Annotated in this window: 13 protein-coding genes; 7 read left to right on the forward strand and 6 right to left on the reverse strand. The window is 35.0% G+C overall.

Going from position 1 to position 13,919, the window contains the following annotated elements; genetic code table 11:
• Positions 1-11: 11 nt before the first annotated feature.
• A complete protein-coding gene (locus V7S76_RS00835) occupies positions 12-2,453 on the forward strand; it encodes a TonB-dependent receptor (RefSeq protein WP_459508103.1) in 2,442 nt (813 codons plus the stop codon).
• Positions 2,454-2,562: 109 nt separating this feature from the next.
• On the opposite strand, the gene V7S76_RS00840 is transcribed toward V7S76_RS00835, so the two are convergent.
• Positions 2,563-3,300, reverse strand: coding sequence for a glycosyltransferase family 2 protein (locus V7S76_RS00840; RefSeq protein ID WP_459508104.1), 738 nt, complete (start codon positions 3,298-3,300; stop codon positions 2,563-2,565).
• Positions 3,301-3,358: 58 nt separating this feature from the next.
• Between V7S76_RS00840 and V7S76_RS00845 the strand changes: the two genes are divergently transcribed.
• Positions 3,359-4,420: a TerC/Alx family metal homeostasis membrane protein gene (locus V7S76_RS00845; RefSeq protein ID WP_459508105.1), complete on the forward strand. Its 1,062-nt coding sequence runs from the start codon at positions 3,359-3,361 to the stop codon at positions 4,418-4,420.
• A gap of 5 nt (positions 4,421-4,425) precedes the next feature.
• Here V7S76_RS00845 and V7S76_RS00850 read toward each other — a convergent pair whose 3' ends face one another.
• The 4 genes from V7S76_RS00850 to V7S76_RS00865 form a co-directional block, all read right to left on the reverse strand.
• Positions 4,426-5,319, reverse strand: a complete 894-nt coding sequence (locus V7S76_RS00850) for an AraC family transcriptional regulator (RefSeq protein WP_459508106.1) — start codon at positions 5,317-5,319, stop codon at positions 4,426-4,428.
• Positions 5,320-5,432: 113 nt separating this feature from the next.
• On the reverse strand, positions 5,433-6,446 hold the full coding sequence (locus tag V7S76_RS00855; RefSeq protein WP_459508107.1) for a thioredoxin family protein: 1,014 nt from the start codon (positions 6,444-6,446) through the stop codon (positions 5,433-5,435).
• Between the two features lie 24 nt (positions 6,447-6,470).
• Positions 6,471-8,009: a YifB family Mg chelatase-like AAA ATPase gene (locus V7S76_RS00860; RefSeq protein ID WP_459508108.1), complete on the reverse strand. Its 1,539-nt coding sequence runs from the start codon at positions 8,007-8,009 to the stop codon at positions 6,471-6,473.
• Positions 8,010-8,053: 44 nt separating this feature from the next.
• Complete coding sequence (locus tag V7S76_RS00865) at positions 8,054-8,950, reverse strand: S66 peptidase family protein (protein ID WP_459508109.1); 897 nt, start codon at positions 8,948-8,950, stop codon at positions 8,054-8,056.
• A gap of 102 nt (positions 8,951-9,052) precedes the next feature.
• On the opposite strand from V7S76_RS00865, the gene V7S76_RS00870 reads away from it, so the two are divergent.
• From V7S76_RS00870 to V7S76_RS00880, 3 genes are read left to right on the forward strand one after another with little or no spacing between them, the layout of a single operon-like run.
• Positions 9,053-9,784, forward strand: a complete 732-nt coding sequence (locus tag V7S76_RS00870; protein ID WP_459508110.1) for a glycosyltransferase family 2 protein — start codon at positions 9,053-9,055, stop codon at positions 9,782-9,784.
• A 1-nt stretch (position 9,785) separates the two neighbouring features.
• Complete coding sequence (locus V7S76_RS00875) at positions 9,786-10,574, forward strand: polysaccharide deacetylase family protein (RefSeq protein ID WP_459508111.1); 789 nt, start codon at positions 9,786-9,788, stop codon at positions 10,572-10,574.
• The gene (locus tag V7S76_RS00880; RefSeq protein WP_459508112.1) at positions 10,561-11,715 is read left to right on the forward strand and encodes a glycosyltransferase family 87 protein; all 1,155 of its coding nucleotides are present in this window, start codon (positions 10,561-10,563) and stop codon (positions 11,713-11,715) included. Before V7S76_RS00875 ends, V7S76_RS00880 begins: the two co-directional genes overlap by 14 nt.
• On the opposite strand, the gene V7S76_RS00885 is transcribed toward V7S76_RS00880, so the two are convergent.
• A complete protein-coding gene (locus V7S76_RS00885) occupies positions 11,716-12,045 on the reverse strand; it encodes a DciA family protein (RefSeq protein ID WP_459508113.1) in 330 nt (109 codons plus the stop codon).
• Between the two features lie 352 nt (positions 12,046-12,397).
• On the opposite strand from V7S76_RS00885, the gene V7S76_RS00890 reads away from it, so the two are divergent.
• Both V7S76_RS00890 and V7S76_RS00895 read left to right on the forward strand, forming a co-directional pair.
• Positions 12,398-13,234 carry a MotA/TolQ/ExbB proton channel family protein gene (locus V7S76_RS00890; protein ID WP_459508114.1) on the forward strand — a complete coding sequence of 279 codons (837 nt, stop codon included), beginning with the start codon at positions 12,398-12,400 and terminating at the stop codon, positions 13,232-13,234.
• 66 nt (positions 13,235-13,300) lie between these two features.
• Positions 13,301-13,906 carry an ExbD/TolR family protein gene (locus V7S76_RS00895; RefSeq protein ID WP_459508116.1) on the forward strand — a complete coding sequence of 202 codons (606 nt, stop codon included), beginning with the start codon at positions 13,301-13,303 and terminating at the stop codon, positions 13,904-13,906.
• Positions 13,907-13,919: the final 13 nt, after the last annotated feature.

Here is a 13,919-nt window from a genome sequence, read left to right on the forward strand (position 1 = left end):
ACTTTTCAAAAATGAAAAAGGTAACGACAATCGTTTATTTATTTATCAGCATGTTGATTTTTTCAGCCTCCTTATATGGGCAGAAAATTCGAATGGAAGGATTGGTCATTGATCAAGAAACTTCTACGCCTTTATGGGGAGCTTCTGTTTTATTGAAGTCGACTCAAAAAGGTGTTTCAACGGATTCAAAAGGACACTTTGTTATTTCTGGCTTATACAAAGACCAAGAATTGGTATTCCGATTTGTTGGTTATGAAGAACAGAGCGTCAAGGTTACGGATCAGTTTTTACGCGTAAATTTAAAGAAATCCTCTTTTTTGAACGATGAGGTTTTTGTTAAAGCTACTCGAGCGGATGAAAATTCAGGAATGGCATTTTCCAATTTAGGTTCAAAAGAATTAGCCAAAAGTAATTTGGGCCAAGACATGCCAGTTTTGTTGCAATTTACTCCTTCCGTTGTGATGACATCTGATGCCGGTGCTGGAATAGGGTATACGGGTATTCGTATTCGAGGCTCTGATGCTACAAGAGTGAATGTGACCATTAATGGTATACCTGTCAATGATTCTGAATCACAAGGTAGCTATTGGGTAAACATGCCTGATTTTGCAAGTTCTGTTAGTTCGGTTCAAATCCAAAGAGGTGTAGGAACGAGTACCAATGGGTCAGGCGCATTCGGAGGCTCGGTCAATATGCAAACCAACCAATTTGAAAAAGATTCCTATTCCGAAGTAAATGCGTCAGGGGGTTCATTTAGTACCTTGAAAACGACCTTGAAGTTCGGGACAGGATTAATGAAAGGAAAATTCACTTTAGACGGTCGTCTTTCAAAAATTGTATCTAATGGATACATTGACCGTGCCAGCTCTGATTTGAAATCGGCCTATTTCTCGGGAGCTTATTTCGGCAAAAAATCATTTATACGATTCAATTATTTTACGGGGAAAGAAAAAACTTTTCAATCATGGTATGGAACTCCTGAAAGTCGAGTGAATAATGATGTAGCAGGCATGCAAGCTTATATTGAACGTAATTGGCTAAGTGAAGCTGAGGCTACTAATTTATTGAATAGCGGTAGGACTTACAATTATTATACCTACGCAAATCAAACAGATAATTATGCCCAGGATCATTATCAGTTTCTGACGCACCATACTTTATCAAAGCAATGGGACGCGGATGTTAATCTGCATTATACTTATGGACGAGGTTATTATGAAGAATTTAAGCCCAGTGCAGATTTGGCCAAATATGACCTTCAGTCCTATGAATTAAATGGCGATTTCATTGAAACGGTAGATTTGGTTAGACGAAAATGGTTGGATAATGACTTTTATGGGACCACTTTTGCTTTGAATTATGTAGGTGAAAAGGCAATAAAATGGACTTTTGGAGGCGCTTGGAATAATTATGTAGGTCGGCATTTTGGGGAGGTAGTAGGAGGAGATCAATTACCTATTAATTATTTGGGTCATCGTTGGTATGAAAGCAAGTCGCATAAATCGGATTTTAATGTTTATAGTAAACTTAACATCAGTTTAAACGATCGATGGTTGGCTTATGCTGATTTGCAGCTTCGATTGGTTGACTATGATATGAAAGGGATTGCAGATAAGCGTCAGGATATTAGTCAAGATTGGAATTATCAATTTTTTAATCCAAAGTTTGGGCTAACTTATATCATTGATGAAAAAAGTAAAATTTTTGCTTCTTGGAGCGTTGGAAGTAAAGAACCTAGTCGACAAGATTTTATTGACAATTTAGGCAAAACGCCAAAACCAGAATATTTATCCGATTTTGAATTTGGATATACGAGACAAAGTTCTCAGTATGGTTTTCAATTGAATGCTTATTCAATGAATTATAAGGATCAATTGGTTTTAACAGGAGCAGTTAATAATGTTGGCGAAGCGATTCGAAAGAATGTTGGTTCCAGTGTTCGAATGGGAGTGGAGGCTAGTTTTAATTATGCCATTTCATCTAAGTTCAATTGGCAAGTTAACGGAACATTGAGTCGGAATAAAATAGCAGAATTTGATGAAAGTATTCCGGATTATGATACATCTGGAGAAGTGGTGGTTAAACATGTTGATACGGATATTGCTTATTCGCCCAATGTAATTTTGGGTAATCAATTTACCTATACACTAGGTGGCTTGCAAGCATCTTTATTGACCAAATATGTTGGAAAGCAATATTTAGATAATACTTCGAATGAATCGAAAAAAATAGCTGCATATTTCACACAAGATATTCGATTCAATTATACCTTTTCATCGAAATGGGCAAAAAATGTGCAAGCAAATGTTTTGTTGAATAACGTATTTCATTCTTTTTACTCCTCCAATGGATATACATACAGCTATGCTTATGATCAGAAAATTACATCTGAAAACTTTTATTATCCACAAGCAGGATTTAATTTTTTACTTGGTTTAGTGATCAGGATATAATCCTCTTTCAACATGCTGGGCTGTGCCGAGTGTGGACTTTTTGTCAAACATGTTATTTTAACGAACTACATGTTCAAAACATAGTCCGCACTCAGCGAAGCCTGAGTAATTATTTCATTAAATCCCAGCTTAAACCCCATTTGGCCAATCGGTATCTGATTGACCACCAAATAACCCCGAGCCCGTAAATTGAACTTCTTTTAAAGTTGATGGAGGAGGCTTCTTCAAAGTACTTTGTTGGACAAGTTACCTCACCAATTTCAAATCCTTTCCAAAAGATTTGTAGGACCATTTGATTATCAAAAATGAAATCGTCATCACATTTGGTGAAATTGACTGCTTGTAAAACTTCTTTGGAGAAAGCGCGGTAACCGGTATGGTATTCAGATAATTTTTGATCGATTAAGATATTTTGGAACAAGGTTAACAATCGATTAGCGATGTATTTGTAAATAGGCATGCCACCTTTTAAAGCCCCTTTTCCCAAAATACGAGATGCAAAAACCACAGGATATAGGCCATTTCCGATGATGGAAATCATGGATTTTAATAATAAAGGTGTGTATTGATAATCAGGATGAAGCATAATGACAATATCACCATCTAATTCCAAGGCTTTGGAATAACAAGATTTTTGATTTCCTCCATAACCTTTGTTTTTATCATGACGAATGATGTGTTGAATTCCGATGTTTTTAGCCACTTCAACGGTATTATCCGGACTGTAATCATCCACTAAAATAACTTCATCCACCCAATCGTGCGGAATTTCATTATATGTTTTTTCCAACGTTAAAGCTGCTTTATAGGCAGGCATTACAACAATCACCTTTTTTCCTTCGTACATAAGATATAAGCCAAAGATTTACGAACTTTGTCTGATTAAACAGCAAAATTAATTATTTATGAGTGAATCTCTATTTTTTCTTGTCTTTTCAGTAGCAGTAATTCTAATTATGTTAATTGACTTGGGAATATTTAAGTCGGGTCCCGACAAAGATGTCACCTTTAAAGAGGCTGGATTTTGGAGCGCCATTTGGGTTTTATTAGCTGTTTTGTTTTATGTATTTTTGAAATTCAATGGTGCTTTGGTTCACGGGATATCAGATATAAGCTCACTAACTGCTGTTCAACAAGAGTTTGCTAAACAGATAAATTTAGGAACTGGATCATTTGCGGACCAATTGGCAGTTTTTCAAAATAATATGTCCTTGGAGTTTATTACAGGCTATTTGGTTGAATATTCTTTATCGGCGGATAATGTTTTTGTTTTTATCTTGATTTTCAATTCTTTCGGCGTTCAAGCGAGATATTATAAAAAAATTCTTGTTTGGGGTGTTTTAGGGGCAATTGTTTTGAGGTTGATCTTTATCTTTTTGGGAGCGGCTTTGTTGAAACAATTTGATTGGATTATCTATGTTTTTGGAGCCTTTTTGGTTTATACGGGTGTTAAAATTTTATTTAGTCAAGAAAGCGAAGAACACATCGAACCCGGAAATCATCCCGTGGTAAAATTATTGTCCCGTTTTTTCAATGTGTATAAACGTAATGTCACTGGTCGTTTTTTTGTGCGTTTCAAAAAAACGGGTAAAATCTTTGTGACACCCATATTTGTCGTGGTGGTGGTTATTGCTTTTACAGATATTTTATTCGCCGTGGATTCAATTCCAGCTATTTTTTCTATCTCTAAAGATCCATATATCGTATTCTTTTCGAATGTTTTTGCCGTTATGGGTTTAAGATCGCTGTTTTTCTTTCTATCTAATTTGATGGGATTGTTTAGATTTTTACCGATTGGATTAGGTGTTTTACTTAGTTTCGTAGGAGTAAAAATGTTGGCACATTCATTTTTAGAAAAAATCGGTTTTGGCACATTGTCTTCCCTCGGAGTAATTATTGGAATACTTTCCATAAGCATCATTCTAAGTATGCTTTTCCCTGAAAAGGACAAGATGAAGCAAGCATAGACAAGTTAAATTTTCAGGTCTTGCCACTCTTTGGTTAGTTTTCGATATTGTAGTGGTGGGACTTTCATCCAGTCTTTGAATTGTTTGTTAAAATGAGAAAGGTTCCCAAAACCGCTTTCAAAACAAATTTCAACCATTGATTTAGGGCTTGTTCTCAATAATTGGCAAGCATGTTTGATTCTAAATTCTGTGACTAGTTCCACAAAGGTTTTCTGTGTCACTTTTTTAAAATATCGACAAAAAGCAGTTTCGGTCATGTTCGCTAAATGTGCAACTTCATCCAAATGGACCTCTTGTGTGTAATTCGCAATAACATAGGCATAAACCCGATTAATTCTTTCCAAATCAATCTTTGAGATGGCATAAATACTTTCTTGTGTTTCGATGGTTTGTAAATCTGCTGTGGCAATGCTTAAATGATAAAGCATTTGTAAGAAGGAAACTAAACGTGGGAATGGTGCCAAATTGTTTAATTGTAACATATCTCTGGCAATTTTATCTTGGGTAGGTCCCTGAATATTAAAACCTTTTTTCGCCCTCTCAAGCAAATTTTTTATACTTTGGCATTCTTCTTGGTTCATAAAAGTTTCTCCCAAAAAGTTTTTATCAAAATGGATAACCAAAGCTTGAGATCTCAAGAAATTTTCTTCATTGTTTAACCAATCTGATCGATGATTCTGCCAACAATGGGGCAAATTTGAACCTATTAATACCAAATCACCAGGACCAAAATCAGCGATCTGATTTCCGACAAATCGTTTTCCTTCTCCAGAAATAATTAATGTTAGTTCTAATTCATCATGAAAATGATAAGGTGCATCAAAGCGATCTTGTCGAATCTCTTTAAAGGTAAATAATTGAATTTTATTTTGATCCAAACTTTCCAAAGATGGTTTCATAAAACTATTTAAAAATAACTTATCCACTGCATTTGAATAATGCTAATGGTAAAATTGCATTATTTTTGTGTTTAAATAGCTGATTTCGTCTGGTTTTTTGTTCTAAAGATTTTTTAGAAGGGGCAATTTGAGTTCTCAGGCATGAATTTCAGGATAGTTTTACACCAAAATTCTTTCTCTTTGATTGGTATCTCAATGGGTCCATAATAGGTTTTGATTTTTAAAATCGCATTGTCGACCATTTTATTTCTCAAATCCTTCATTACTTCGATGTAAATAAATCTTGTAGCAATTTGCTTTTCAGGTACACCTATTTTGGAAAGTGCATCTTTCATTTTTTGGAATCTTTCAACCGAATACGTGCTAGCATTTTTGTTGTATAAACTAGTCATTATGGTATTTTCAACAGCTTGTTTGACCAAAAGTGTATCATGTTTCTTCGAATAGTTTTCGAGGTTATTGATCATGTGGTCAAATAAGGGGTTTTCCTCATCCATCATTACCTTTTGAATAATCAGAAAACTCATATTATTTCCATATGAACTTGGATTCATGGATTTTACCAATGCGTTTACAACTTCAATATTTTTTGTGGTATCTAATTTTAAACGAGTGTAAGAGGCCACCGAAATCATATCTTCATAGGTTCGAATTCCTTGGTTGAATTTGTCTAATAAGGCTTCTTGTCTTTGAAGAGGGTCTTTGGAAAGGTTTAATATTTTAATGATGTCTTTCACATTATTGGTTTCTTCTCCAGCCGCTTGTATATTCCAAAGTTTCCCTTCAGGAGAAAAAACCAAAAATGTAGGGGTGGTGGCTACGTAGATTTTATTTTTGCGTAGAAACATATTGGCCTCTTTTTGACTTAGATCCAATTGATAAGCATGGAAATTCTTACTTAAATAATTCTTAATTTCTGGTTGTTTAAGGGTGGCTTCATAGGCCATGCAATGGTGGCAAGTTGGCAAATAAGCTTCTAAAAAGACAGGTTTGTTTTCTTTTTTTGCGAGGGTAAATACGTCATCTAGATTAGTTAATTTTCGAAATGAAGGATTAGATGATTTTTGAGCATTAAGATTGATTAAGCAACAAAGTAAAATAACTGTTAGAAAAACGATTCTCTTCATAAAATTCTTTTTTTCAAATTTACATTATCCTGCCCAATTTTCCCTATCTAAATTTCGATAGGTAATCGCTTCTGCAATATGATGTGTTTCGATATTTTCTGCCCACTCTAAATCCGCGATGGTTCTTGAAACTTTCAGAATCCGATCGTAGGCTCTTGCTGAAAGTTGAAGTTTTTCCATGGCATTTTTGAGAATCTGTTGGCCTGACTCATTTAATTGACAAACTTTTTTCACCAATTCCGAACTCATCATAGCATTGCAATGTATCTGTGAATTGCCTTGAAAACGTTGTATTTGGACATTTCTAGCTTCCATCACTCGTTTTCTGATATTTTCACTTGATTCTGCTATGCGTTGAGATGTCATTTCTTCAAAATTAACGGGTGTTATTTCAATGTGCATGTCAATTCTGTCTAACAATGGTCCAGAAATTTTATTTAAATATCGTTGGACAATACCAGGTCCGCATACGCAATCTTTTATGGGATGATTGTAGTAACCACATGGACAAGGGTTCATGCTGGCAATTAACATGAAATTCGAAGGAAACTCAACCGCCCATTTTGCCCTTGAAATAAGTACTTTTCGATCCTCTAATGGTTGGCGCATCACTTCCAGTGAATTCCGATTGAATTCAGGTAATTCATCCAAGAACAATACCCCATTATGGGCCAATGAGATTTCTCCCGGTTGTGGACTAGATCCTCCACCGACCAATGCCGCGGTTGAAATGGTATGATGAGGGTTTCGATAAGGTCTTGTCGAAACCAAAGAAGACTTTCCAATAAGTTTTCCTGCTACAGAATGTATTTTGGTCGTTTCCAAAGCCTCCTTTAAGGTCAATGGAGGTAAAATGCTAGGAATTCTTTTTGCCAACATCGTTTTTCCTGCCCCTGGAGGCCCGACCATGATTAAATTGTGTCCACCAGCTGCGGCAATTTCAAATGCCCTTTTGGCATTTTCTTGTCCCTGAACATTTGAAAAATCTACATCAAATGTTTGCATGCGATCAAAAAACAGATGTTGTGAATCGATCTCTATTCTAGGATGATATTGTTTGCCCTTTAAAAATTGTATGGTATCATAAAGGGTTTCCATGCCAAAAACCTCGACCTCCTTTACCACAGCAGCTTCTATGGCATTTTCTTTTGGCAAAATGATTCGTTTGATTCCTCTTTTTTGTGCCTCCATTGCGATGGGCAGGGCACCTTTTATGGGTCTTAAAATTCCATCCAAAGATAATTCGCCCATAATGACATAATCCTCCAATTGATTCAGGTGAACTTGTTCCGAAGCATGTAATATGGATAATGCAATAGGCAGATCATAAGCTGATCCTTCTTTTCGAACATCAGCAGGAGCTAAATTTACGACGACCTTCCTTCGCGGAAAAAAGAATCCAATATGTTTGATGGCTGATTCTACTCGTTGAACAGATTCCTTGATGGTGGAGTCGGGTAAACCAACTAAATAACACTTCGTGCCTTGGTCTACACTTGTTTCGATGGTGATTAGGTAGGCGGAAACACCAAAAACAGCGCTTCCATAGGTTTTTGCTAACATATATCTGATTTATGCAAGCAAGATAATTGCAATTTCTTTATGGTTTAATCAGTTAATTGGACTTTATCAGAATTTACCAATAAGTTGATTTTTTTTCCAAAAACCAGGGGATAATTATCAGGAATATGCCCACTTGGAAAATCAAAGGCAATTGGGTAATTGTATTCTTTCGTGTGTTCTAAAACTAATTCTTCGATCGTTTTTCCCATTTTTAAAGATGCTTCTTCACAGTTTGTAAATCCACCAATCAATAATCCTGCTAATTGCGAAAAAACACCTGCTCTTTTTAGTTGGACCAACATTCGATCCACATGATAAAGTCTCTCGCCAATTTCTTCAATGACCAAAATTTTGCCTTCAAAATCACCAAAGCTTTTACTCCCAATTAAATGAACCAATAATGATAAGTTTCCACCAATGATTTCTCCAAATGCATTTCCTGTTTTATTCGATGAATTCGAATCTAATTCAATCCCTGTTTTGCCTTCAAAAAGTAGTTCATTTAACTTTAATAGGGCAATTTCTCCGTTTTTTTGTAGATAATTATGAGGCATCGGGCCATGAATACTAGCTATACCCATTGAATCAAGATGCAATAAAATCGCCGTAATATCGGAGAAGCCAACCATCCATTTGGGCTGTTGGATTAATGGAGAGAAATCCAATTGATCAATTAATCTACTACAACCATATCCGCCTCTTAATGGTAAAATTGCCTTGATAGAAGGATGATTAATGGCTAACTGTAAATCAGCTAATCTTTCTTCATCTGTTCCAGCAAATCCATAATTGCTCGCCAAAAAGTTGGGTGAAAAGAGCACTTTTAATCCCCATTTTTCCAATATTTTAACGCCTTCTTTCCAATTTTCATTGCTTGGGGGAGAAGCAGGAGAGATGATCATCACTTCATCACCTTCATTTAATAGCGCCGGGATTATCATAATTTGGATTTTTTGTGCAAATTAATTTGAAATTGTGGTTAAACAATTCTGATGTGAAGCTCAATTATGGTAAATTTTGTAATTTTGTAAAAAATCACCCTTTTGAAAGTCACTAACTCCCTTGATATGGTTCATCCAGTTTACAACCCACATGCTGGATGGGCGAAGGATTTGTTACATTATTTCAACTTATTTTCTAGTGATATTCCTTCCGAGATAGACATTTCTGTTTATGTGGTGAATGATGGTAGCAAGCAAGGTATTTTACCAGAGGATATTCAATTGCTACAAAACTCCATTCCTAACTTTTATTTTATCTCTTTAGCACAAAATCAAGGAAAGGGTGGTGCACTGAGAGAAGCGGTAAGACAAACAAAAGGCGATATTGTTATTTATACAGATGCTGATTATCCATATTTAATTGAAAATGCAACAGAGATGTTGAATCGATTATTAGCCAACAAGGCCGATATTGTTGTCGGGGTTCGAGACGAGCAATACTATGATCAACTTCCATTGATGCGAAAGATTTTTTCATTGTCATTGAAAGTAATGAATTATGTATTTTTCCCAAAATTGAAAGTCAAAGATACCCAATCCGGTTTAAAAGGATTTAATCAATTAGGGAAAGAAATTTTCTTGAAAACGAAAATACCCGCTTTCTTATTTGATATGGAATTTTTAGTCTTAGCGTCCAAAACAAAAAATATTCGAGTGGATTGGATTTATGTTCAAGTGAGAGAGGGCGTGATTTTTTCTACCATGAAGGCAAAAACAATTCTTACGGAGTTACTTAATTTTTCTTCGATTTTAATTCGTGGAATGTTTAAATAAGATGCACAAGATATTAATCACCATCGATGTTGAAGAGTGTGATGTTCCTACTGAATATGGTTGTGACATTCCATTAAGCGAACAATTAGATATTTCTAGAAAAGGGATCGCCCATTTCATGAAGTTGATGGATACAGAAAATATTCCCACAACAATTTTTTGTACCGGCGTTTATGCTGAAAATAATCCTGATTGGATTAGGTCTTTGCATGATAGGCATGAATTGGCATCGCATGGGTATTTTCATGGGAATTTTGATGCAAAAACAGACTTATTGTCTTCCAAAATAGTCTTAGAAACACTAAGTGGAAAAGAGGTTATAGGCTTTCGAATGGCTAGGATGCAATATGTGGATGAATTTGAAATTAAAAAAGCAGGATATTTCTACCATTCTTCCTTAAACCCAACATGGATTCCTGGTAGATACAATCATTTAAAAGCGTCAAAATTGCCTTTTTTTGAACATGAACTTTGGAATATACCTGCCTCGGTAAGTCCAAATTTACGCATTCCTTTATTTTGGCTGGCGTTTAAAAATTTTCCACTGACTTTTTATAAAAAGCTCGTTAGAGATACAATTAGACAGCATGGCTTTTTAAACATCTATTTTCATCCTTGGGAGTTTACAGATTTGACAAAGTATCCTTTACCTAAACATGTAAGTAAAGGTTCACAAGGTGAATTGTTGAACAAATTGACGGAATTGATCCATTGGTTAAAAAAAGAGCAACTAGGCGAGTTTTCGACAATTTCAAATTTTGTAAAATCATTGAGCAATGAATCAAAGTAAAAAATGGTATTCGAATTTTAAGATTTTATTGATTCTATGGACTTTGGCTGGAATTGTATCGGCAATTAAGCAATATTCGTTAGGGGAAATCAATTCCCATATTAATAATTTTATCATTTTTATTTCTAGTTTTGGTCACTTTGTACAAAAAGTAAATTTGTACGAGTTGTATCCGAAGGAATATTTCGATTTATATCTATATGGTCCAATTTTCCCGACTTTAATTGCACCTTTTTCTTTTCTACCTACCAGCATCTCATTGATTCTTTGGAATACCTTGAATAGTCTAGCTTTATTTTGGGCGATTTGGAATTTACCTTTAGGCTTGGATAAGCGAGCTGGAATTTTGTGGATTATTTTTAATTCTTTGATAACCGCTTTACTGAATACTCAATTTCACGCACTATGTGTATCCATGATTATTTGGAGTTATATTTTTGTCAAATGGGATAAAACCTTTTGGGCGACATTATTCATCGTTCTTGGCATATTTATCAAATTATACGGAATTATTGGTCTAGCTTTCTTCTTTTTTACTCCCAATAAAGGCCAATTTGTTAAATATTTATTGTTTTGGATACTTGTGATTGTCGGACTACCCATTCTGATTGGAGGTTGGGATTATGGAATTCAATGCTATGTAGATTGGAAAAATGTATTGACACACAAGAATGAAATCAATATTGATTTAACCAATACAAGGACTGATGTATGTGTGATGGGCATGTTGAGAAGATTAACTAGAAACGGAGATTTATCGAATTTGTGGTTTTTAATTCCTTCGATGGTAATCAATTTATGGGTGTATTTTCAGCCGAAGAAATGGGGAAATCCAACTTTTCAATTACGGATTTTGGCATTTATGTTGATTTACTTAATGCTATCTAGTACTGGTACAGAATCCCCAACCTTAATCATGGCTTTTCCTGGTGTCGGACTATGGTTTGTTTTGAGTGAGAAAAATAAATGGCATTGGATTTTATTGGTCTTCACTTTATTGGTATCCAGCTTTTCTCCTACTGATTTGTTTCCTAGATTTCTTCGAGATCAGTATATAAATGCTTATGGATTAATGATTTTGCCTTTATTGCTTGTTTGGATTCACTTGGGCTATCAATTACGATTTGAAGCGAGTAAGTAATTATAGAAAAATCACTTCTTTAATAATTTCATTTTGGGCCGATTTATTGATTAATTCAATCATTTTGTTTTTGGCCATCATTAATTCTTTTTTGAGGGGGGCAGAATCCAGTTTAAGGTATAATTTTTCGTTTTTTACATTTACGGAAATGGTACGAGCTGCGATGGGTTTTCCCATAATTTGTTCCCAATTTGCCTCAACATAAGTTTCATCAAATTTATTTTGAAGTTGATAGATTTTGAGCAAAGATTCGATGGCTTCTTTCAAGGTATGACTTTCATTTTTTCGATTTGAAGCTCTTGGTATTTTCGGAATGAAAGGAGAGTCCATGGGAGATTTTGTATGATATATTCAAAGTTAATTCAAAAAACAGCTGAAAATTTCAACTTTGCGACGAAATTTAATTTTTTTTTAATTTTTTTTCAATTTCTTAATTCTCAAAAAAGTACTCTATAAAGCTAGTATTTTTGGTCAAAATATAAAGATAGTACAACGGCTAAAAAAAAATGGCAATTAATTTCCGTTATGAGGGCTTTGTAGGTTATTAAAATTAAATTAGAATTGCATTACTTTTGCCTTTAGAGGAAAACATCGGAAGCGAAAACTATGAAAACTACGTGGTAGTTGTTTTTCCAAAAGTGTTGTTTAACAAATAATTCTTTAACCCCCAAATTACAAACTAATGAGTACACAACAACCAAAGCCAGCTGCTAAGCCAGCTGCAGCACCAAAAAAATCAGGCGGTATTTCTGCAGGATTAATTCTTATCATTTTATTTGTCATTGCCCTTGGTATTTACAATTTTGTAATGGGTGATGGTTCTCACTTTGAAGGTGGTACAAGTGAAGGACACCCACTTCCAGGCGATTACTTTGGTATCGTTTATAAAGGTGGTGTTATCGTACCAGTTTTAATGACTTGTTTTTTAACTGCATTAACATTCTCAATTGAGCGTTTAATTACAATTGGAAAAGCAAAAGGTACAGGTGATGTAAATGCATTTGTTCGTTCAATTCAAGCATCTTTAGATAAAGATGATGTTGAGTCTGCAATCAAAGCTTGCGACAAGCAAAAAGGATCAGTAGGAAATGTTACCCTTTCTGCAATCAAAAAATACAAACAACTTACGACTGATGGTTCTTTAGATAAAGAGCAAAAATTAGCTGCATTGAGCAAAGAAGTAGAAGAAGCAACTTCTTTAGAATTGCCAATGTTGGAGAAAAACTTGACTATCATTGCAACTTTAGCGTCAGTATCTACTTTGATCGGTTTGTTAGGAACTGTAATCGGTATGATCAAAGCGTTCTCTGCATTAGGTAACTCAGGAGGATCTACTGATTCAACTGCTTTAGCAAATGGTATTTCTGAGGCACTTGTAAATACAGCATTAGGTATTGGTACTTCAGCTATCTGTATCATTGCTTATAACTTATTTACATCTAGAATTGATGAATTAACTTATAGCATTGATGAGATTGGTTTGAGCGTAAACCAAAACTATGCTACGCATCATAATTAATATTTGAACCCTAGCAGATTGTATCTGCGTGTATATTATTTTTTCACAGTTCAAATTTAAATTGTTATGCCAAAAGTTAAAGCCAAACGACAAAGTGTTTCACTCGATATGACAGCGATGTGTGACGTGGCTTTCCTTTTATTGACGTTCTTCATGTTAACAGCGAAGTTTCGTCCTGAAGAGGCAGTTACGATAGTACCACCGTCATCTATTTCGGAGAAACCTTTGAATGTAAAGGATGGTTTGTTGACCATCAGCGTTTCGAATGAAGGAGGAGTATATTTGGCAACTGACGATCGTGCAGCAAGAGAATTTATGTTAGAGCGTATGGCTAATCGCTATGGAGTTGCTTTAACAGCTACAATGAAGAAGAATTATTTAGCTTCTGAAATTGTGGGTTATCCAGCTGGTGCAATGCGTCAAGTGTTAGGTATGAAACCTTCTGAAGCAAAGGATAAAGGTTTTCTGAAAGGAGTCCCAATTGACTCAACCAATAATGAATTATCATATTGGGTAGGATATGCCAAATTATCAAATCCTGAGTTGAAGATAGCGATCAAGGGAGATCAAAACAGTAACTACAAAGTATTTGCTGATGTAATTGGTACATTGCAAGCGCAAAATATCAATATCTTCCAATTGGTTACTTCACCAGAGAATAGACCAAAATAAAAGTTTACATTTT

It is taken from the genome of Aquirufa sp. ROCK2-A2 (genome assembly GCF_054558485.1).